Source organism: Lysobacter terrestris (assembly GCF_014489475.1).
In the GTDB taxonomy this organism is placed as follows: domain Bacteria; phylum Pseudomonadota; class Gammaproteobacteria; order Xanthomonadales; family Xanthomonadaceae; genus Agrilutibacter; species Agrilutibacter terrestris.
Map to the genome: position 1 here is coordinate 1,594,811 of NZ_CP060820.1, position 21,982 is coordinate 1,616,792.

The following is a 21,982-nucleotide window of genomic DNA, read 5'->3' on the forward strand; positions in this document are numbered from 1 at the left end:
GCTGTCCAGGAAGGGCGGCCAGGCAACGCTACCGCAAATGCGGCGGCGAGAGTTCAGCTGGCGAAGGAAAGATCGTCCTGCAGGCGATACGCGGCGCGCAACTCGTCCAGGCCTTCGGGGCGCCCCTGCAGCACGATGCCGCCCCCGGCCATCGCGGCGAGCTCGGCCAGCAGCGCGAGTCCGGCGCTGTCCACGCGCGGCACCGCGGTCAGGTCGAAGCGGCGCACGCCGGCGATTGCGGCGTGCAGCTGCGGCCACAACGCGGCGGCCGCGGCGCGATCGAGCGGACCGGTGAAGACCAGGGCGTCGTCCTGGCGGAGGCAGGTGGCAGTCATGGCGGGGTCGGGAATGTGGATCGGCAGGCGATGGGCGGCGTCTCGCCGCCCATCTTGCGTCACTTGCTGGCGTCGGCCTGCAGCTTGCCGGCCTTGACGTCGGCGGCGACCTGCGCGATCGACTTGCGGCTGAGCGGGCCGTCGAACTGCGAGCGGAAGGTCTGCACGAAGCTCACGCCTTCCACCATCACGTCGAACACCTTCCAGCCGGTGCCGGTGTTGCGCAACAGGTAGTCGACCGGGATCGGCTCGCCGCCCTGGCGCAGGAATTCGCTGGATACGCGTACGCCACGGCCGTTGGGCAGCGGCGTTTCCGACTTCACCCGCACCTTGAGCTTGGCGTTGAACTGGAGCAGCGAGGAGCCGTAACGGCCCATCAGGCTGTCGGCGAGCGCATCGGCGAACAGCTTGACGTCGGCGTCCGACGCGCCGCGGCCGTGCGTGCCGAGCACCAGGCGCGCGGCGTAGTCGCGGTCGAACATCGCGTTGAATTCGCTGGTGATGAACTGGCGCAGCGTGGCCGGGTTCTTGGTGAACTCGGCGCGGCGCGATTCCAGCGTGGCCAGGACGCGGGTGCTGTTGTCGAGCACCATCTTGCTCGGCGTGCCGGCCTTGGTGGCGGCCGCGGCCTGCGCGGTGCCCTGTGCGACAGCGACCGGCGTCGCCGCGACGAACGCGGCGGCAAGGGCGAGGGACAGCAGGTTGTTCTTGAACATGGCGTGGGTCATTTCGTGGGCTCTTCCGTGGGGGCGGGAGATTCGGTGCTGGTGGTGTCCGAGGCGGCGGCATCGCCCGCGGGCTTGCCACCGCCGGAGAACATGTACTTGCCGACCAGCTGGATCAGGTCGACCGCGGGTTGGGTCATGAAGATCTCGTCGCCGGGCTTGAGCGGCTCCGGATCGCCGCCGGGGGTGAGGCCGATGTAGCTCTCGCCCAGTAGGCCGTTGGTGAAGATGCCCGCGGCGGTGTCGCCGGGCAGGTCCTTGTACTTGTTGTCGATGGCCAGGGTCACGACGGAGTCGTATTTAACCGGGTCGACCTGAATATCGGCCACCTTGCCGACCGCGACGCCGGCGATTTTCACCGGTGCGTTCGGGCGCAGCGCGCCGATCGCGGTGAAACGCGCCTTCAACGCGTACGAGCTGTTGCCGAAGCCCCAGTTGCGGTTGGTCGAGGCCAGCGCCAGCACCAGCAGCGAGCCCAGGGCGAGCAGCAGGAAGGCGCCGACGGCGAATTCGATTCTTGGACCACGCATAGATCACCTTTTCGTAGCCCGGGTAAGCGCAGCGCACCCGGGTGGCGCTTCCCGGGTGCGGCCTGCGGCCTTACCCGGGCTACGGAATCAACGGAACAACAAAGCCGACATCACGAAGTTGAACATCAGCACCAGCAGCGACGCGTTGACCACCGCCTGCGTCGTCGCCACCGAGGTGCCCTCGATGGTCGGCTCGGCGTGGTAGCCGACGTGCGCGGCGACCAGCGCGGCGACCGCGCCGAACACGCCCGACTTCACGAACGCCATCAGGAAGTCGTCGTGGAAGTCGACGCTGTCCTTGAGCACCTGCCAGAAGAAGCCCTGGTCGATGCCGATCACGTGCACCGCTTCGAAGTAGCCGGCGCTGATCGCCAGGCTGCAGAAGAACGCGGTCAGCAGCGGCATCGAGATCACCGCGGCCCAGAAACGCGGCGCCACCGCCTTGCCGATCGGATCGATCGCCATCAGGCCGAGCGCGGTGATCTGGTCGGTGGCGCGCATCAAACCGAGTTCCGCCGCGATCGAGGAACCGGCGCGGCCGATGAACAGCAGCGCGGTCAGCACCGGGCCGAGTTCGCGGTACATGCCCAGGCCGAGCATGGCGCTGACCTGGTTGGCAGCGCCGTAGGTGTCGAGCGCGCGATAACCCAGCAGGGTCACCGACAGGCCGACGAAGGCGCCGCCAACGGTGACGATGGGCAGGGTGCGCGCGCCGATCTTGTAGATCTCGCGCACCAGCTCGCGGAAGAAGTCGGCGGTGGGCTTGCTCGCGCGCAGCACCGACAGGGTGAACAGGCCGGCGCGGCCGATGGCGCGGGTGGTGGACACGAACGGCATCAGGCGACCTCCGCCCGCGAATTGAACGCCGCGCTCTCGAACGGAATCGGGCCGTCCGGTTCGCCGTTGAGGAACTGGCGGATCAGCGGATCGGTGCTGGCTTCGAGCGCGGACGGCGTGCCCGAGAACACGATGCCGCCGTTGGCGATCACCACCGCGTGGTCGGCGATCGGCAGGGTTTCGTGCACGTGGTGGGTGACGATGATGCTGGTCAGGCCGAGCGAGTCGTTGAGGCGCTTGACCAGGTCCATGACCACGCCAGAGGCGATCGGGTCCAGGCCGGTCAGCGGCTCGTCGTAGATCATCAGCGGCGGGTCCAGCGCCAAGGCGCGGGCCAGTGCGACGCGGCGCGCCATGCCGCCGGAGAGTTCGCGCGGGTAGGCATCGGCGGCCGCGCGCAGGCCGACCGCGTGCAGCTTCATCAGCACCAGGCGGCGGATCAGCGCCGGCGGCAACCTGGTGTGCATGCGCAGCGGCAGGGCGACGTTCTCGGCGGCGGTGAGGTCGGTGAGCAGGCCGTTGCCCTGCAGCAGCACGCCGATGCCCTTGCGCAGCTCCAGCAGCGCGCGCTGCGCGCGCGGCACCGGCTGGCCCAGCACTTCGACCGTGCCCGACGTCGGTGCCAACTCGCCGGTGAGCGCCGACAGCAGCGTCGACTTGCCGCTGCCCGACGGCCCCAGCACCGCGACGATGCTGCCGCGCGGCACCGACAGGGTGATGTCGCGCAGCACCGTGCGTCCGCCGCGGTCGAGGCGGAGGTGGTCGATGCGGACGATGGGCGAGGTGTCGGGCATGCCGGAATGGTCGGTTCGCGTGCGCGGGCAAAAACGTGCGCAAGGATGGGGGCGCACGGCTGAATGGGAGATGGCGGCGGGCATTGTCGCAGACCCGGGCGCGCAGGTTCGGCGACGACGCGATCTCACCCGCTGCGATCCGTATCCGGCAAGATGCACGCCGATGCCAGCCGCACCCGACTTCCGCCTCTACCACTCCAATGCCCTGGACGTACTGGCGGGACTGCTGGCGGCAGAACTGCGCCGGCCGGCTCCCGGCCAGCCGTTGCTCGCACCCGATACCGTGCTGGTGCCGCAGGTGGCGATGCGGCGTTGGCTGCAGGCCACGTTGGCCAAGGAATACGGCATCGCCGCCAACCTGGAATTTCTCACCCCGGGCGAATTCGTCCGTCGCGCGCTCGACGCCAATGTCGCCGGCGCCGACGAAGACCTGGACGCGAGTGCGCTGCACTGGCGCCTCTACGCCGCGCTGACCGACGCCGACACCTTGCGCGAGCCGGCGCTGCACGCGCTGCGCGGTTATCTGGCCGGCGACGATCCGCTCAAGCCATGGTCGCTGGCGGGCGAACTGGCCAGCGTGTTCGAGAAGTACCAGGCCTGGCGCCGCGACTGGCTGCTGGCCTGGGAAGCCGGCGAACAGCCGCGCGATGCGCAGGCCGCGCTGTGGCGGCGGGTCGCGCGCGGGCAGCGCCACCGTGCGCGGCGCATCGACGACTACCTCGCGCGCTTCAACGACGCCACCGCGCCCTTGCCTGCGGGGCTGCCACCGCGCCTGTTCGCCTTCGCCACGCTCAACATCTCGCCCGACGTGCTGCGGGTGATCGCCACCCAGGCGCGCGTGGGCCCCCTGCATTTCTATCTGCCCACGCCCACGCGCAAGTACTGGGGCGACCTGGCCACGCTGGGCGAACGCCTGCGCGCGGGCGAAGCCGCTTTCGATCCCGACGAAAACCCCTTGCTGCAGGCCTGGGGCGCCGCCGGACGCGACTTCATGGCGGTCCTGGGTGGCTACGAAGTGGTGCATCCCTCCGGCGAGTTCGCCGCCTACGACGATGCCGAGGAGCGCGACCCCGACGGATCCGGCGCGGGCGCCGATACCCTGCTGCAGCGCCTGCAACACGACCTGCTGCATCGGCGCGGCCCGTCTTCGCCGGCTTGGCGCAACGCACTGGACGCCCACGATCCCAGCGTGCAGGTCCACGCCTGCCACACCCGCCTGCGCGAGGTGCAGGTGCTGCACGACCAGTTGCGCGGCCTGCTCGAGGACCCGCGCTTCGATCCGCCGCTGCAGCCGCGCGAGATCGCCGTGCTCGCGCCCGACATCGATCCCTACGTGCCGCACATCGCCGCGGTGTTCGGCGGCGGCGCGCGCCACGACGCAATTCCCTATGCATTGGCCGACACCAGCCCGATGGCGGCCGAGCCGCTGGCGGCGGTGTTCCTGCAACTGCTGGCGCTGCCGGTATCGCGTTTCGGCCTGAGCGAAGTGCTCGACCTGCTCGCCACGCCGGCGCTGGCCGATGCGGCCCAGCTGGATGCCGCCGCGCTGGAGCGCCTGCACGGCTGGTTGCGCGAGGCCGGCGCGCGCTGGGGCCTGGATGCGGCGCATCGCAGCCGCCACGACGCGCCGCGCGACGACGCCTGCACCTGGGCGTTCGCCCTTGACCGCCTGCTGCTGGGTCACGCCAGCGACGACGAGGCCCCGATTCTTGGCGTCGCTCCGTACACCGAGATGGAAGGCAGTGCGCTCGACGCGCTCGACGCGCTGATCCGGGTGCTGCGCGTGCTCGCCCGCCACGAACGCGTGCTAGCCACCGCAATGCCGCCGGCGCTGTGGCGCGAGCGCCTGCTCGACCTGCTTGCCGCGCTGCTGCCCGAGCACCTGCGCAGCGGCGGCGACCAGCGCGCGCGCGAACGCCTGCACGGCCTGCTCGACGACTTCGCCAGCGCCGCGGCCGCCGCGGACTTCGTCGCTCCGGTGCCGCCGGAAGTGGTGCGTGCGCACTTCCAGGCCGCACTGGCCCAGGCCGACACGCGCGCGCCGCTGCTCACCGGCGGCATCAGCTTCGGCCGCATGGTGCCGATGCGGCTGCTGCCGTTCCGGGTGATCGCATTGCTGGGCATGAACGACGGCGATTACCCGCGCCGCGATCCCGCCGGCGGCCTCAACAAGCTGGCGGCGGACCTGCTCGGCCCGGCGCGTCGCCACGGCGACCGCTCGTTGCGCGAGGACGACCGCTTCCTGTTCCTGCAGCTGTTCGCCGCGGCCAGCGACGTGCTGTACCTGAGCTACCTCGGCGCCGATCCGCGCGACGGCAGCGAGCGCGAGCCCTCGGTACTGGTGTCGGAACTGCTCGACACCGCGGCGCGCTACCACGCCGAGCCGGCGGCAGTGCGCAAGGCCTTCACCGTGCGCCATCCGCTGCAGCCGTTCGCGCCGGCGGCGTTCGGCGCCGGCGCGAACGGCGAGGAACCGCGCCGCTACAGCTACCGCGGCGAATGGCGCCCGGCCGCGCAGAGCCAGGGCGGCGAACGGCAGCCGTTGGGCGCGTGGTTGCGCGCGCCGCTGCCGGCGCGGCCGCGCGAGGATGCGCCGGAGGAGCTCAGCCTCACCGACCTGCGCAAGTTCCTGCGCGATCCCTGCGAGGCCTTCCTGCGCCAGCGCCTGCACCTGCGCCTGCCGGAGGAAAGCGATGCGCAGGACGACACCGAACCGCTGACCCTGCCCGGGCGCGGCCTGCAGCACTGGCAGTTGCAGCACGCGGTGTTCGACGCCTGCGTCGCCGGCATCGGCGACGAGCTCGCCGCGCGCCTGCGCGCGCGGGCGATGCTGCCGTCCGGGCCCATGGGCATGCGCCAGCTCGAACGCGTGCGCGCCACCGTGCAGCCTTATGCCGATGCCTTCCGCGAGTGGCGCCGCGGTGCGCCGCGCACGGTGAACGTCGATGTCGAACTCGACGGCATCCGCCTGTACGGCCGCATCGAGGACGTCTATGCCGACGGCCTGGCCCGATTGCGCTTTGACGAACTGCACGGCCCGGCGCAGATCGCGCACGGCCTCGACTGGCTGGTGCTGTGCGCACTGGGCGAGGCGCAACCGTTGTGGCAATTCGCCCTGCGCGACAAGCAGATCGGCCCGCACCGGCGCGACCCGGTGCCAACCGCGCAGGCCCAGGCCGCATTGCGCGCGCTGTTGTGCCTGCGCGAACGCGGGCTGCGCGAAGCGCTGCCGTTCCTGCCGCGCTCGGGTTGGGTCTGGTACCAGGCCGAGCAGCAGGCCTCCGCGGCTTCCGCGCGCGCCAGCAAGAGTCCCTGGGACCGCGCGCGCGAGACCTGGGCGGGCGGCAACAACGGCTGGAGCGAGAGCCAGACCGCCAGTGCGCAACTGGTGCTGCGCGGCCACGACCCGTTCGCGGACGACGCGCTTGGTGCGCAATTCCGCGCGATCGCCACCCGGGTGTTCGACGCGGTGGTCCTGGGCCGCAGCGCGGTGGCGGCATGAACGACATCGCCGTGAATCCGCCGCACCGCGATCCCTACCTCGATCTCGACCTGCACGGGCTGCAGCTGATCGAAGCCAGCGCCGGCACCGGCAAGACCTTCACCCTGGCGACGCTGGTGACGCGGCTGGTGATCGAGCGCGAGCTGCGTGTCGGCCAGATCCTCGCCGTCACGTTCACCGAAGCGGCGACCCAGGAACTGCGCGAGCGCCTGCGACAGCGCCTCACCCTCGCCGCGCAGCTCGCACGCGGCGAGGACGTCGCCGCCGATGCCACCGAAGCGGCGTTGACCCGCGAACTGATCGCGCGTCGACTCGCATACGAAGGCGCCGCCGCCCTGCAGGCACGCCTGCAGCGCGCCGCCCACGAGATCGACCTGGCCGCGGTGTTCACCATCCACGGCTTCTGCGCGCGCGTGCTCGGCGAGCACGCGCTCGAAGCGGGACAACCTTTCGTCGCCGCCAATCTGGTCGGCAGCGACCGCGAACTGCGCGATGAAGTCGCCGCCGATCTGTGGCGCGCGTTCGGTTCGGATGCGAGCGACGCCGAACTGCTCGCGCGCGAATGGTCGGAGGGGCCCGCAGCGCTGGCGAGCGATCTCTCCGCCCTGCTCGCAGCGACTGAAGTGACGCCACCGCCGCCCGTCCCCGCGCCGGATCCCTTGCCGGCGTTGCAGCAGGCGGCTGCCGCGTTGCGAAAGGCCTTCGCGCAACACGGCGACGAGTTGCGCGCGCGCTTGGACGAGGCAATCGCGGCCGGCGTACTCAATGCCAACAGCTACAAGCCCGATCTCACCGACGCGTTGTGGCCTGCCCTGGCGCGTTGGTATGCGGACTCGCGCGATCTGGGGCCGATTCATTCGCACATCGACCGACTGACGCCGCAGACGCTGGCGCTTCGCACCAAGAAGGGCCGCGAGCGCGATACACCGACCTCCCCCATGTGCGCGGCGGTCGCGCTCTACCTGGATGCGCGCGAGGCGCGCGAGGAGTGGCTCGCCGACCAGACCATCGGCCTGGTCCACCGCCTGCGCGACGACGCCGTCGCGCGCCTGGCCCGGCTCAAGCGCGTGCGCCGCGTGCAGACCTTCGACGATCTGATCGAGGGCGTCGCCGGCGCGCTGGAAGGCGCGCACGGCGAGGCGTTGGTGCAGCGCCTGCGCCAGCAGTACACGGTCGCGCTGGTCGACGAATTCCAGGACACCGATCCGCGCCAGTGGGCGATCTTCCGCCGCGTCTTCGGTGGCGAAGGCGACGCCGATGTGAACCTGTTCCTGATCGGCGATCCCAAGCAGGCGATCTACCGCTTTCGCGGCGGCGACGTGCACACGTACCTGGCGGCGGCGCGCGATGCGCAGCGTGCGCCCGAGTTGCGGCAGAACTTCCGCTCGCGTCCGGCGTTGTTGTGCGCACTGCAGGCGCTGTATGACCGCGGCGGCGAGACCGCGTTCGTCGATCCGCACATCCGCTACATCGAAGTCGAGCCCGGCGGCACCGCACAGGACGCCGACTACCGGCGCGCCGGCCATGCCGCCCCGGCATTGACCTTGCGTCGCCTGCCCGCGCCCGAGGACGGCGGTAGCTGGAAGGCCGACGACGCGCGCCGGTTCGCGGCCGAAGCCTGCGTCGCCGCGATGCACGCGGTGCTCACCGATGCGCGTCATGGCATGGCGACGATCCGCGGCCGCCCCGTGCGCGCCGGCGATCTGGCCGTGCTGGTGCGCGACCACCGCGAGGCCACGCTGATGCAGGCGCTGCTCAACCGCGCCGGCATTCCCGCGGTGGCGGCGGGGCGGCAGAGCCTGTTCAACAGCGAACAGGCGCGCGAAGTATTGGCGCTGCTCGAAGCCCTGCTGCACCCCGGCGACGAGGCACGCCTGCGCGGCGCGCTGGCCGGCGTCTGGCTCGGTGCGGACGCGGCGACACTCGCGGCCTTCGATACCGACGAACACCTGCGCGGCCAGTGGCAGTTGCGCGCGCTGGACTGGCGTGAACGCTGGGAGCGCCACGGCCCGCTCGCGTTGATCTCCGACCGTTGCGCCGAGCACGCGCCGCGCCTGCTGCAGCTGCTCGATGGCGAGCGCCGCCTCACCAACCTGTTGCAGCTGGCCGAGGTGCTGCAGGAGGCGACCGCCACCGCGCTGGGCGTGCACGGCCTGGTCGACTGGCTGCGCCGCCGTATCGCCGAGGCCGACGACTTTGACGAGACCCAGCAACTGCGGCTGGAATCCGACGCCGAACGCGTGCAGGTGATGACCCTGCACAAGAGCAAGGGTCTGGAATTCCCGCTGGTGTTCCTGCCGTTCGCCGGCATCGGCCGCGAACGCAAGGCGCCGCGCGGCTGGTGCGAGGTGCTGTCGGCGCAGGGCCGTCGCCTGCAACTCGAAACCGGGCGCGAGTGCGACGCCGGAATGTGGACGCAGGCAGTGGCTACGCGCCTGCACGAGGAAGCCGCCGAAGACGCACGCCTGCTCTACGTCGGCCTGACCCGCGCGCAGCACGCGCTGTGGCTCGCCTGCGGCCCGCTCTACAAGTACGAGGACACGCCGCTGGCGCGCCTGCTCGGCGAAGTGGACACGCTACCGGCGCAAGTGACGGACGCGATCGTGCTCGAGGCCGATCCGTTGCCGCTCGCCGCACCGCCGTTGCCGCCGGAATCGGGCGGCGAGGTGCCCGCGGCCCGCGTGGTCGCGCGCACGCTGTCGCGCGACTGGTGGGTGTACAGCTTTACCCAGCTGGCGAACGAGGACAGCAGCCACGCCGCGGCCGCGACCGGCGCGGAGGAAGGTGCGGGCGACGAACCCGAGACCGCGCCCGCCGCCGATTACGACCGTCGCTTCAGCGGCAGCCGGTTCGGCAACGTGCTGCACGAGGCGCTGGAGCGCGTGGACTTCACCGCCTGGCGCAACGTGCGCGATGCGATCCCGCCCGGGCAGGAGGCGCCGCTGCGCGCCGCGCTGTCCGGCGGCGGCTATACCGCGGCCGACAGCGACGACGGCCTGCCGGTGCTGGTCGCGCTGGTGGGCGCCACGCTCAACGCGCCGCTACCCGAGGGCGTGCGCCTGTGCGAACTGCCCGAGGCGCAACGCCGCGCGGAAATGGAATTCCACTTCGCCCTGCAGACGGTCGATGTCGGTGCATTGCTGGCGACCCTGCACGCGCACGGCGTATTGCGCGAGCGCCACGCCTTCGGCCTGCGCCGCACCCTCGATGGGCTGATGACCGGCAAGATCGATCTCGTCTACACACTCGCTGACGGGCGCACCTTCCTGCTCGACTACAAGTCCAATCGCCTGCCCGCCTACGATCCGGCCACGCTGGACGCGGCGATGGACGACAGCGAATACACCCTGCAGGCACTGATCTACACCCTGGCCCTGCACCGCTGGCTGCGCTTCCGCCTCGGCGCGGACTACGACTACGAGCGCCACTTCGGTGGCGTGCGCTACCTGTACTGCCGCGGCCTCGACGTCGCCGATCCAGTGGCCGGCGTGCACGCGCACACGCCGCCGCGCGCGCTGGTCGAAGCGCTCGACGCGTTGTTCGCCGGAGGCGCGGCATGAGCCTGCTCGACCTGCTCTACCGTCACGGCGCGCTGCGCACCGTCGATCACGCACTGGCGCAGAGCCTGCGCCGGCTCGATCCGGACACGCCCGACGCGGTGCTTGCCGCGGCCGCGCTCGCGTCGAATGCCATCGCGTTGGGCCATGCCGGCGTCGATCTGACGCGCCCGCCGGAAGTGGCCGACGCGAACTGGCCCGAGCCGGCGGCGTGGCGTGCCGCATTGCACGCCTCGGGCTGGGTCGCAACGCCGGACGCGCGCGAACCCGCCGCGGCGGAGACGCCGCTGGTGCTGGAAGGCGACCTGCTCTACCTGCGCCGTTACCGCGAATACGAGCGCCGCCTCGCCGCGCACCTGCAGCGCCTGGCTGCGCAAACGCCCGCCGGTGCCATGGCGGCCGACGCCGTGCCCGAGGCGCTGTTCGATGCGCTGTTCCCGCAGCGCGACCACGCCCAGGCGCGCGCGGCGCGGCTGGCGTTGCAAAGCGCGCTGCTGGTGATCACCGGCGGCCCCGGCACCGGCAAGACCACCACCATCGCCCGCCTGCTGGTGTTGCTGCTGGCGCAGGCGCGCGCGCAGGGCCGGCGCGCGCCGCGCATCGCCCTGGCCGCGCCGACCGGGCGCGCGGCCGAGCGCATGGCGCAGAGCCTGCGCAAGGCGATCGCGCAATTGCAGGAGCTGGCGGAACTGGATCCGACGCTGTGCGCGGCACTGCCGCAGCAGGCGCGCACGCTGCACCGCCTGCTCGGTACCGTGCCGGGACGACCGCGCTTCCGTCACGACGCCGATCACCCGTTGCCGTTCGACGCGATCGTGGTCGACGAGGCCTCGATGGTCGACCTGCCGTTGATGTGCAAGCTGGTCGAGGCCGTGCCCGACGGCGCGCGCCTGATCCTGCTCGGCGATCCGGATCAATTGCCGTCGGTGGAGGCCGGCGACGTGCTCGCGGCGATCGTTGCGGCGGCGGGCGAGGAAACCGTGGCGGCGAAGCCCGCTGCCGTGCCCGCCGCGGCGGCGACGGAGCCGGCCCGCCGCGCGCGCGCTCCGGTGGCCGATCCGGCGCAAACCGACCTGTTCGGCGCGGCCCCAGTGCTGGCGCCAACGCCATCCACGCCGCCGTCCGACGTTCCCGCGACGGAGTCGCCACGCCTGCCGCGCGTGCACCTCACCCGCGGCTACCGCCAGGCCGACTCGCTCGACCTGGGCCCACTGGCCTCGGCCGCGCGCGACGGCGAGGCCAACGAACTGCTGGCACTGCTGCGTGGCGGCCGCCTGTCCGGCGTGCATTTCCACGATGGCCTCGCCGATCCGCTCGTGGCCGACACGCGCGTGCCGTTGCTGGCACCGTGGCGTGCGCTGGCCGGGATCGAGGATCCGGCGACAGCGCTGGCGCTGGCCGACCGCGCCCGCGTGCTCACCGCACTGCGCGAGGGACCACAGGGTGCGTTCCAGCTCAATGCGCGCATCGAGGAGGCGTTGGCCGGAGCGCAGCGCGAACGCTACTTCCACGGCCGCCTGCTGCTGGTCACCGAGAACAGCTATCGCCACGGTCTGTTCAACGGCGACATCGGCGTGTGCCTGCGCGGCGACGGCGGTGCGATCGTGGCCTGGTTCGCCGCGACCGGCGGCGGCGTGCGCGGCTTCCATCCCGCGGCGCTGCCCGCGCACGGCGGTGCCTTCGCCATGACCGTGCACAAGGCGCAGGGTTCCGAGTACGACACGGTGTGGCTGCAGCTGCCCAGACAGGACGTGCGCACGTTGTCGCGCGAACTCGTCTACACCGCGTTGACCCGCGCGCGCCAGGCGGTGCACGTGTGCGGCAGCGACGCGGTGCTGGCCGCGGCGCTGGCGCGGCATGCGCAACGCGTGTCCGGCCTGGCACGGCGCCTGCGCACCGCGCGCTAGTGATGCGGTGCGCGCGTCGGCAACGTCGCGCACGTCGCGCGTGCGAATGCACGCGATGCCGCGTCACGACGACAGCGCGCCAGACCCATTCAGCGCTTCTTGACCTTCGCTGTACGCCGGAGCGACTAGCGTGCGTTGCAACCGGTGCCGTACTGGTGCCGGCTCCCCCAACGCTGGAGAGCAACATGCGCGATATCAAGAAAGACCACAGCATCGGTGCAGGCACGGGCGCCATCGGCGGCGCAGTGGCAGGTGCGGCGATCGGCTCCGCGGCCGGTCCGGCCGGCAGTGCGGTCGGTGCGGTGATCGGCGGTGTGATCGGCGCGAAGGCCGGCGACTCGATCGCCGAAGCGGTCAACCCGACCGCGTACGCCGACCACTTCCGCAAGGAATACGTGGCCGCGCCGTACTACGTCAGCGGCAGCGAGTGGCGCGACTACGAGCCGGCCTACAAGTATGGCTACGACACCTACGGCCAGTACCGCGGCCGCAAGTTCGACGAGGTCGAGACCGAGCTGCAGCAGAACTGGGACGCCACCCGCGCGAACTCGCGCCTGGCCTGGAACGAAGCCCGCGGCGCGGTGCGCGACGGCTGGCATTACATCGAACGCGCGATGCCGGGCGATGCCGACAGGGACGGGCGCTGAAGCACCCGGTTCGCATCCACCATCGATGCACCCGAGCGGGGCCCTGCGGGGCCCCGCTGTTCGTTCCGGCGCGGCCGCTGGAGTACGATGCCGGTCCCCACGCACCGGCCTTCCATCCATGGCCCACGACAAGCCCTCCCGCGAACAGGCCGAAGCCGCCGTCCGCACCCTGCTGGCCTGGGCCGGCGACGATCCCGGCCGCGAAGGCCTGCTCGACACGCCCAAGCGCGTGGCCACCGCCTACGGCGACTGGTTCAGCGGCTACGCCGAGGATCCGTCCGACTACCTCAAGCGCACCTTCAAGGAAGTCGATGGCTACGACGAGATGATCGTGCTGCGCGACATCGAGTTCGAGAGCCATTGCGAACACCACATGGCGCCGATCATCGGCAAGGCCCACGTCGGCTACCTGCCCAACGGCAAGGTCGTCGGCATCAGCAAGCTCGCGCGCGTGGTCGAAACCTATGCCCGCCGCCTGCAGGTGCAGGAGAAGATGACCGCGCAGATCGCGCAGGTGATCCTGGACGTGTTGCAGCCGCGCGGCGTCGGCGTGGTGATCGAAGGCACGCACGAATGCATGACCACCCGCGGCGTGCACAAGCGCGGCGTAAGCATGGTCACCTCGAAGATGCTTGGCAGCTTCCGCGAGGACGCGCGCACCCGCGCCGAATTCCTGCAGTTCATCGACGTCGGCCCCGGCCGCTGATCCCCTTCGTGGCATGCGGGCGCGACCGCGTCCGCACACGGTCATTTGCCTGCGGCGGGCCAAAGCCCTACAACAGGCGCAGATCCCTGGTGGAAGGCGACATGGCGGTTGTCCCGAATCCGATTCCCGTTGCAGCGGCCCGTGTGGTCCGAGCGCGCCTGGGGCGGCTGTTGTGCGCGCTGGTGCTACCTTTCGCGCTCGCTGCCTGCGCGCACTTCACCTGGCCGACGAAGGCGAAGGGCGAGACGACCGACATCCGCGCCCTGCGCCACCAGTTCAACGAATTCGTGGCGCTGCGCAAGTTCGGCGGCCTCGGTGGACTGGTCAGCGAGGACGTCCAGCTGATCGAACCGGCGCGGACCACCAGCGGCCGCAAGAACCTGGTACGCGCGTACGAGGCCCTGGTGCAGAAGCGTCCCGATCTGCTGCTGGACTTCACCCCCGATGCGGTCGAGCGCAATCCGCGCTGGGCGTTCGCGGCCGAACGCGGCCGCTGGTCGCAGTCCTGGCAGGAACAGGGCGAGCCGGTCGAAGTCCGCGGCACGTACTACGCGCTGTGGAAGCGCAGGGACGGACGCTGGCGCATCGATGCGCAGGTCATGACGCCGGTGTCCTGCAAGGGCGCCCGCTACTGCAAATCCCAGGAGTAACCGCATGTCCCTGCGCTGGTTGTCCGCGGCCTCGTTATTGTTGGCCGCGTCCGGCGTCGCAGCCGCCCCGCCCACCCTGCGCGTCGACCTGGTGCACAGCGGCAACGCGTTGTCGGCGCAGTACGCGCTGGAGCGCGTGGTGATCGAACCGCTGCCGTGGCCGGGCAATCCCGCGCGCCCGCTGGACGACAGCAACCGCGGCCTCAACCGCTTCGAAGTGGTCGATCCGAAGACCAACCGCGTGCTGTACTCGCGCGGCTACAGCACCATCTTCGGCGAATGGCGCACGACCGACGAGGCGCAGAAGCTCAGTCGCGGCTTCCAGGAATCGCTGCGCTTCCCCAAGCCCGACCGGCCGGTGCGCGTGCGCGTGCTCGAACGCGACGAGCGCAACGAGTTCTCGCTGGTGTGGAGCGCCGACATCGACCCGGCCGCGATGGAGGTGCTGCGCGAGCAGCGGCCCGCCCCGGCCACGCCGATCGCGATCCGCCACAACGGCCCCTCCGCCGGGAAGGTCGACCTGCTGATCCTCGGCGACGGCTATACCAAGGGCGAGCTGCGCAAGTTCGAAGCAGACGCGCGTCGCCTTGCCGACCATATGTTCAGCGTGTCGCCGTTCCGCGAACGCGCGCAGGACTTCAACGTCTGGGCGCTGGCCGTGCCCACGCGCGAGTCGGGGGTGTCGCGGCCGTCGACCGGGACGTTCCATGAGTCGCCGCTGGGCACGCGCTACGACATCTTCGGCAGCGAGCGCTACGTACTCACGCTGGACAACCGCGCGCTGCGCGAGTTGGCGCAGTACGCGCCGAACGAGTTCATCGAGATCCTGGTCAACAACGAGACCTACGGCGGCGGCGGGATCTTCGGCCAGTTCAGCACCGCGGCGGCCGGAAACGACTGGGCGAACTACCTGTTCGTGCACGAGTTCGGCCACCACTTCGCCGCACTCGCCGACGAGTACTACACCTCGCCGGTGGCCTACGCCGCGGGCGAGGAGCGCCCGGAGCCGTGGGAACCCAACGTCACCGCGCTGCTGGATCCGGCGCAGTTGAAATGGAAGCGCCACGTCGCCGCGACCACGCCCTTGCCCACGCCGTGGCCGAAAGCCGAGTTCGAGACCTACCAGCGCGACTACCAGGCCAGACGCGTTGCCCTGCGCAAGGCGAACCGGCCGGAGTCGGAGATGAGTGCGCTGTTCGCCGAGGAACGCAAGTTCACCGACGCGCTGATCGCGCGCCAGCCCAACCGCGACGTGATCGGTGCGTTCGAAGGTGCGAACTACCAGGCCAGCGGGTATTACCGCTCGCAGATGCAGTGCACGATGTTCAGCCGCAGCGAGCGTTTCTGCCGGGTGTGCGAGGACGCGATCGGCGAGATCATCGATCTGTATTCGCGGCCCGCCCGCGACTGAATATCAGCCGCGGCGCCGTCGAAGCCGCGCGCGCGGCTGATGGCAGTGAATCGCGGCGCTTTTCAGCTCTTGAGCGCCCGCACGATCGCCGCCGCCGCCTCACGCCCTTCGTAGGCCGCGGTCACCACCAGATCCGCCCCACGCACCGCATCGCCGCCGGCGAAGACCTTCGGATGCGTGCTCTGGAACGGCAGCAACGTGTCCGCTGCCGTCGCACCGCTGCAACCACCACCACAGCGCGAACGCTCCTTGCCCACACGGATGCGCCCGTCGCGCTCCAGCTCGACGCCGTGCGCCGCCAGCCATTGCGGCGGATCCGGCTGGAACCCGAACGCGATGATCACCACGTCCGCCGCCAGCACCGATTCGCTGCCCGGCACCACCACCGCGTTGCGACGGCCGCGCGCGTCGGGTTCGCCGAGCACGGTGTCGGCCACGCGCACGCCGGTGACGTGCTCGGTGCCGAGCAGGCCCAACGGCTGGCGGTTGAACAGGAACTGCACGCCTTCCTCGCGCGCGTTCGCGACCTCGCGCGCCGAGCCGGGCATGTTGGCTTCATCGCGCCGGTACACGCAGCTCACGCTCGCCGCGCCCAGGCGCACCGCGCTGCGCACGCAGTCCATGCCGGTGTCGCCGCCGCCGAGCACCACCACGCGCTTGCCTTTGAGGTCGGGCAGGGCGATGTGGTCTTCCCAGCCCGCGATCGGTGCGCCTTCCGGGTGCAGGCCGCTGACCAGGCGGCCGTTCTGCACCAGGAACGGCAACGCCGGCAGCACGTTGGTCAGATCCTGACCCGGCAGGCCACCGTCGGTGTAGCGGTAGCTGCCGAGGCCGAGGAACACCGCGTCGAATTCATCGAGCAGCGTGTCCATGCTGACGTCGCGACCGACCTCCACGCCGAGGCGGAACTGCACGCCCATGCCGTCGAGGATCTCGTGGCGTGCGCGCATCACCGTCTTGTCGAGCTTGAAGCTGGGGATGCCGAAATGGAGCAGGCCGCCGATCGCTTCGTAGCGATCGAAGACGGTGGTCGCCACGCCCGCGCGCGCGAGCCGGTCCGCGCAGGACAGGCCCGCGGGCCCCGCGCCGATCACCGCCACGCGCTTGCCGGTGGCCATGACATTCGACAGGTCCGGGCGCCAGCCTTCGGCGAGCGCGGCATCGACGATGTACTTCTCCACCGCACCGATGGTGACGGCGCCGAAGCCGTCGTTGAGCGTGCAGCTACCTTCGCACAGGCGGTCCTGCGGGCACACGCGGCCGCAGATCTCCGGCAGCGGGTTGGTCTCGTGGCACAGCGACGCGGCCTCCTGCACGCGGCCCTGGCGCGCGAGCTCCAGCCATTGCGGGATGTAGTTGTGCAGCGGGCACTTCCACGCGCAATAGGGGTTGCCGCAGTCGAGGCAACGACCGGCCTGCTTCTTCGCCTCGGCGTGATCGAAGCGGCCGTACAGCTCGCCCCAGTCGCCGTCCTGGCGCAGCGCCAGCGGAATGCGCGCCGGCATCTGTCGCGGCTGCTCGCGGAAGCCGAACACGGGCTTGGCGGTGGTCTTCTTCGCTTCCATCTTGCTCACGCCGCCCTCCGCAGATTCTCGGCGAGCGCCTCCAGGCTCGCCGCCTTCGGCTTCACCAGCCAGAACTTGCCGAGGAAGTCGCGCATCTCCTCGACGACGCGCTGCGACCACGCGCTGCCGGTGTGCTGTGCGTGCGCCAGCAGCAGGTCGCGCAGGTGCGAGCGGTAGTTCTCCATGCCGTCCTCGGTGATGCGCTGGATGTCGATCAGCTCGTGGTTGTAGTGGTCGACGAAGTCGCGCTCCAGGTCGAGCACGTAGGCGAGTCCGCCGGTGAAGCCGGCGCCGAAGTTGAGCCCGGTGCGGCCGAGGACGGTAACCACGCCGCCGGTCATGTACTCGCAGCAGTGGTCGCCGGCGCCTTCCACCACCGCGATCGCGCCGGAATTGCGCACCGCGAAGCGTTCGCCGGCGCGGCCGGCGGCGTACAGCTCGCCTCCGGTGGCGCCGTACAGGCAGGTGTTGCCGAGGATCGGCGCGAGGCGCGTGTCGTAGCGTGCGTCCGCCGACGGCTTCAGCACGATGCGTCCGCCGGCCATGCCCTTGCCGACGTAGTCGTTGGCTTCGCCGGTGAGTTCGAAGTGCAGGCCGCCCGCGTTGAACGCGCCGAAGCTCTGCCCGGCGACGCCGCGGAAGCGCACGGTGATCGGCGCATCGGCCATGCCGTGGTTGCCGTGCGCGCGGGCGATGCGCCCGGACAGGCGCGCGCCGATACTGCGGTCGGTGTTGGCGATGGCGTAGGCGAATTCGCCGCCGCGCAGGTGCGTGATCGCGTCGGCCAGGTCGGCGTCGAGTTGCGCACCCAGCCCCGTCGCTGCCGGTGCCGGTGCGGGCGCACCGCAGTGGCCGCCGTGCACGAGGCCATCGTGGGCGAGCAACGGCGTGAGGTCGGGGGTGCGCCCGCGTTCGTTGCCGGTGTCGACCTGTTCGAGCAGGTCGACGCGCCCGACGATCTCGCCCAGCGAACGCACCCCCAGTTGCGCCAGCCACTGCCGCACTTCTTCCGCGAGCAGGCGGAAGAAGTTCTCGACGCGCTCGGGCAGGCCGGTGAAATGGTCGCGGCGCAGCGCCTCGTCCTGCGTGGCGACTCCGGTGGCGCAGTTGTTGAGGTGGCAGATGCGCAAGTACTTGCAGCCGAGCGCGATCATCGGCGCGGTGCCGAAGCCGAAGCTTTCCGCGCCGAGCAGCGCCGCCTTGACCACGTCGAGGCCGCTCTTGAGGCCGCCGTCGGCCTGCACGATCACGCGTTCGCGCAGGTTGTTCGCAAGCAGTGCCTGGCGCGCTTCCGACAGGCCCAGTTCCCACGGCGTGCCGGCATAGCGGATCGACGACAGCGGGCTCGCGCCGGTGCCGCCGTCGTGGCCGGAAATGGTGACCAGGTCGGCGCCGGCCTTCACCACGCCGGTGGCGATCGTGCCCACGCCCGCGTGCGAGACCAACTTCACCGAGATCAGTGCCTGCGGATTGACCTGACGCAGATCGAAGATCAGCTGCGCGAGGTCCTCGATCGAATAGATGTCGTGGTGCGGCGGCGGCGAGATCAGGCCGATGCCCGGCATCGCATGGCGCAGGCGCGCGATCAGTTCGTTGACCTTGTGCCCGGGCAACTGCCCGCCTTCGCCGGGCTTGGCGCCCTGTGCGACCTTGATCTGCAGCACTTCGGCGTTGACCAGGTATTCGGGGGTGACGCCGAAGCGGCCCGAGGCGATCTGCTTGATCTTCGAGACCTTGCCGGTGCCGTAGCGCGCGGGGTCCTCGCCGCCCTCGCCGGAGTTGCTGCGTCCGCCGAGGCGGTTCATCGCGATGGCGAGTGCCTCGTGTGCTTCCGGCGACAGCGCGCCCAGCGACATCGCCGCGGTGTCGAAGCGGCGCACGATGGCGGCGATGGGTTCGACGTCCTCGAGCGGGATCGGGGTCGTGGCAGGCCTGAGTTGCAGCAGGTCGCGCAGCGCCGCGGCCGGGCGTTCGTTCACCGCTGCCGCGTAGCGCTGCCAGTCGCTCCATTCGCCGGTGGCCACCGCGCGTTGCAGCGTGGTGACCACGTCCGGGTTGAACAGGTGGTATTCGCCGCCGGGCAGGTACTTGAGCAGGCCGCCGATCTCCGGCAACGCGTTGGCGTTCCACGCATGGTCGGCAAGGTGCTGCGCATCGCCCTGCAACGCCGCGAAGCCGGCGCCGCCGATGCGTGCGGGCGTGCCGCTGAAGCACAGGTCGACCACGGCGCGGTCGAGGCCGATGATCTCGAACAGCTGCGCGCCGCGGTAGCTGCCGATGGTGGCGATGCCCATCTTCGAGATGATCTTGAGCAGGCCCTTCTTGACCCCGCGCCGGTAACTGCGGCCGATCTGCGCGACCTCGTTGTGCTTGGTCTTGAGGATGCCGCGTACGCCCAGGTCGTGCAGGGTCTGGTAGGCGAGGTACGGGTACACCGCGGTGGCGCCGCAGCCGATCAGGCAGGCGAAGTGGTGCGGGTCGCGCGTGGTGCCGGTCTCGACCACGAGGTTGGCCTTGCAGCGCAGGCCGACGCGGATCAGGTGCTGGTGCACCGCGCCGGTGGCCAGCAGCGCGTGTGCCATCAGCCGGTCGGGCTGCGGGTAGCGGTCGCTCAACAGCAGCAGGATCGCGCCGTCGCGTACGGCCTGTTCGGCCTGCGCGCACACGCGGCGCAATGCGGCTTCCAGGCCTTCGTCGGCGGCGAAGTTGAGGTCGACCAGCGCGTGCGCGTCGGCGAACGGCGGCATCGCCAGCAGCTGGCGCAGTTTGCGCTGCGACAGCACCGGCGAGTTGAGCAGCACGTGGCGCACGGCCGCGGCACCCGCGTCGCCGTCCACGCCGTCGGCGAAGACGTTGCCTTCCTGGCCCAGCTGCGTGGCCAGCGACATCACGCAGTCCTCGCGCAACGGATCGATCGGCGGGTTGGTCACCTGCGCGAAGGCCTGGCGGAAGCAGTCGTACAGCGGCCGCACCTGCTGGCTCAACACCGCCATCGGCACGTCGTCGCCCATCGAGCCCACCGCTTCCTGCTCGGTCTCGGCGAGCGGGCGCAGCACCTGCTCGCGTTCCTCGCGGGTGAGCTGGAACAGTTTCTGGAAGCGGGTCAGCGTCTCGTGGTCGAACGGTTCGGCAGCGAGGCTGGGATCGATCAGCTCGCTGTGCAGGTAGGTCATGCCCTGCTTGAGCCAGCGCTTGTACGGCGCGCGCGCGCGGTTGATCGCGTCGATCGCCTCGCTGTCGAGGACCACGCCCTGCGCCAGGTCGGCGGCGATCATCTCGCCGGGGCCGAGCTTGCCCTTGGCTTCGACGTCGCGCTCGGCGATGTCGAACACGCCGGCTTCCGAGGCGATCATGAAATGGCGATCGAACGTCTTCACCCAGCGCGCCGGGCGCAGGCCGTTGCGGTCGAGCGTGCACGCGGCGAAGCGCGCGTCGGTGGTGACGATGCCGGCCGGGCCGTCCCACGGTTCGGAATTGATCGCGTAGTAGTCGTAGAACGCGGCGAGGTCGGCGTCCTTGTACTCAAGTGATTGAGTAGCAGGCGGAATCAGGATGCGCATCGCCTTGAGCAGGTCCCAGCCGCCGGCCTGCAACAGCTCGAGCATGTTGTCGAGCGACTGCGAATCCGAACCATCACTGCTGATCACCGGATCGAACTCGCGCGGGTCGAGCTGATTCTCGGCAGAAGCCGGTGTGCGCCACTCGTGCGCGCGTGCGCGTGCCCAGGCGCGGTTGCCGGAGATGGTGTTGATTTCGCCGTTGTGGGCGAGCAGGCGGAACGGCTGCGCCAGCGGCCAGCGCGGCGCGGAATTGGTGGAGAAGCGCTGGTGGAACACCACCGCGCTGCTGGCCAGCTCCTGGCGCTGCAGGTCGGGATAGAACTGCGCGAGGCGGTCGGGCAGGACCATGCCCTTGTAGCCGATCGCGTGCGCCGACAGCGACACCACGTAGGCGTCCGCGACGTCGTGCAGGCGCTGTTCGGCGCGGCGGCGGGCGAGGTAGAGCGCGTGCTGGAAGCGCTCCGGCGAGGGCCGCGCGCCGTCGATGTCGAGCGCGGGCACCACGAACAGCTGTTCGATGCGCGGCATCGCGGCGCGCGCGCGTTCGCCGCAGGCGCCGGGATCGACCGGGACCACGCGCCAGCCGGCCGCCGCGAGCTGCACTTCGCGCAAGGCAGTGGCGAGGGTGTCGCGCACGCGCGCGGCGGCGGCGGCGTCGTGCGGCAGGAACACCAGGCCGGCGGCGTACAGCTGGCCGAGGGCGATGTTCGCTTCGGCGGCCAGCGCGCGCAGCCAGGCATCGGGTTTGCGGATCAGCAGGCCGCAACCGTCGCCACTGAGGCCGTCGGCGGCGACGCCGCCGCGATGGGTCATCCGCACCAGCGCCGCGATCGCGCGTTGCACCAGCGCCGGCGACGGCGCGTCGTCCAGTTGCGCGATCAGGCCGAAGCCACAGGCATCGCGCTCGTCGCGCGGGTCGTACAAACCTTGCGGGCCCGGTGCGGGGCTGGGGTCCATGGCGTTCCTCGGTGATTCCGTGAAGCGGGTGGCGGACGACGCGAAGCGCAGGCGTGCAGCGATGGAGCGGATGTCCCTGTCGGTGGTGCGGTACGGCGTTCCTCGAATGGCGCGGACGGCAGGCCGCGGTTCGCTTGCGCGGTCCGTCCGGCCTGACTCCCTGGATGACCCGAATAGAGCATGTTTTGTGCGCCGCGGCAAATTAGTTTTTGCGCGGATAAGTGGTTGAAATTGAAACTGTTTCTAGAGTTCTGGCTCGGGTTCTTCTTCGCCGCGTTCGCACAGCGCGAGGCCTCCCT

Annotated in this window: 14 protein-coding genes; 7 read left to right on the forward strand and 7 right to left on the reverse strand. The window is 70.7% G+C overall.

All coding sequences use genetic code 11. The features are described 5' to 3' along the window. Positions 1–53 precede the first annotated feature (53 nt). From H8B22_RS07515 to H8B22_RS07535, 5 genes are all read right to left on the reverse strand, one after another. Positions 54–335: an STAS domain-containing protein gene (locus tag H8B22_RS07515; RefSeq protein ID WP_187710844.1), complete on the reverse strand. Its 282-nt coding sequence runs from the start codon at positions 333–335 to the stop codon at positions 54–56. A gap of 59 nt (positions 336–394) precedes the next feature. Next, the gene (locus H8B22_RS07520) at positions 395–1,063 is read right to left on the reverse strand and encodes an MlaC/ttg2D family ABC transporter substrate-binding protein (protein ID WP_225876156.1); all 669 of its coding nucleotides are present in this window, start codon (positions 1,061–1,063) and stop codon (positions 395–397) included. After that, the gene (mlaD, locus tag H8B22_RS07525) at positions 1,060–1,590 is read right to left on the reverse strand and encodes an outer membrane lipid asymmetry maintenance protein MlaD (RefSeq protein WP_187710845.1); all 531 of its coding nucleotides are present in this window, start codon (positions 1,588–1,590) and stop codon (positions 1,060–1,062) included. The genes H8B22_RS07520 and mlaD overlap by 4 nt, the downstream gene beginning before the upstream one ends. 87 nt (positions 1,591–1,677) lie before the next feature. Next, the gene (locus tag H8B22_RS07530; protein WP_187710846.1) at positions 1,678–2,427 is read right to left on the reverse strand and encodes an MlaE family lipid ABC transporter permease subunit; all 750 of its coding nucleotides are present in this window, start codon (positions 2,425–2,427) and stop codon (positions 1,678–1,680) included. Continuing rightward, complete coding sequence (locus tag H8B22_RS07535) at positions 2,427–3,221, reverse strand: ABC transporter ATP-binding protein (RefSeq protein ID WP_187710847.1); 795 nt, start codon at positions 3,219–3,221, stop codon at positions 2,427–2,429. The genes H8B22_RS07530 and H8B22_RS07535 overlap by 1 nt, the downstream gene beginning before the upstream one ends. Positions 3,222–3,384: 163 nt before the next feature. On the opposite strand from H8B22_RS07535, the gene recC reads away from it, so the two are divergent. The 7 genes from recC to H8B22_RS07570 all read left to right on the forward strand — a co-directional run bounded on the left by recC (position 3,385) and on the right by H8B22_RS07570 (position 15,601). Continuing rightward, complete coding sequence (gene recC, locus H8B22_RS07540; RefSeq protein WP_187710848.1) at positions 3,385–6,723, forward strand: exodeoxyribonuclease V subunit gamma; 3,339 nt, start codon at positions 3,385–3,387, stop codon at positions 6,721–6,723. Then, entirely contained in the window at positions 6,720–10,283 is a 3,564-nt protein-coding gene (gene recB, locus H8B22_RS07545; RefSeq protein WP_187710849.1) for an exodeoxyribonuclease V subunit beta, read from the forward strand. Before recC ends, recB begins: the two co-directional genes overlap by 4 nt. Continuing rightward, positions 10,280–12,187 (forward strand): exodeoxyribonuclease V subunit alpha, encoded by a 1,908-nt coding sequence (gene recD / locus H8B22_RS07550; RefSeq protein ID WP_187710850.1) that lies wholly within the window; start codon positions 10,280–10,282, stop codon positions 12,185–12,187. The genes recB and recD overlap by 4 nt, the downstream gene beginning before the upstream one ends. A 185-nt stretch (positions 12,188–12,372) precedes the next feature. Then, positions 12,373–12,834 carry a hypothetical protein gene (locus H8B22_RS07555; protein WP_187710851.1) on the forward strand — a complete coding sequence of 154 codons (462 nt, stop codon included), beginning with the start codon at positions 12,373–12,375 and terminating at the stop codon, positions 12,832–12,834. Between the two features lie 118 nt (positions 12,835–12,952). Then, entirely contained in the window at positions 12,953–13,540 is a 588-nt protein-coding gene (folE, locus tag H8B22_RS07560) for a GTP cyclohydrolase I FolE (RefSeq protein WP_187710852.1), read from the forward strand. Positions 13,541–13,641: 101 nt separating this feature from the next. Beyond that, complete coding sequence (locus tag H8B22_RS07565; RefSeq protein WP_187710853.1) at positions 13,642–14,190, forward strand: nuclear transport factor 2 family protein; 549 nt, start codon at positions 13,642–13,644, stop codon at positions 14,188–14,190. A gap of 4 nt (positions 14,191–14,194) precedes the next feature. Further along, the gene (locus H8B22_RS07570) at positions 14,195–15,601 is read left to right on the forward strand and encodes an IgA Peptidase M64 (protein ID WP_187710854.1); all 1,407 of its coding nucleotides are present in this window, start codon (positions 14,195–14,197) and stop codon (positions 15,599–15,601) included. 62 nt (positions 15,602–15,663) lie between these two features. Here H8B22_RS07570 and H8B22_RS07575 read toward each other — a convergent pair whose 3' ends face one another. Then, a complete protein-coding gene (locus H8B22_RS07575) occupies positions 15,664–17,166 on the reverse strand; it encodes an FAD-dependent oxidoreductase (RefSeq protein WP_187713570.1) in 1,503 nt (500 codons plus the stop codon). Positions 17,167–17,171: 5 nt separating this feature from the next. Continuing rightward, entirely contained in the window at positions 17,172–21,683 is a 4,512-nt protein-coding gene (gene gltB, locus H8B22_RS07580; protein ID WP_187710855.1) for a glutamate synthase large subunit, read from the reverse strand. Positions 21,684–21,982: the final 299 nt, after the last annotated feature.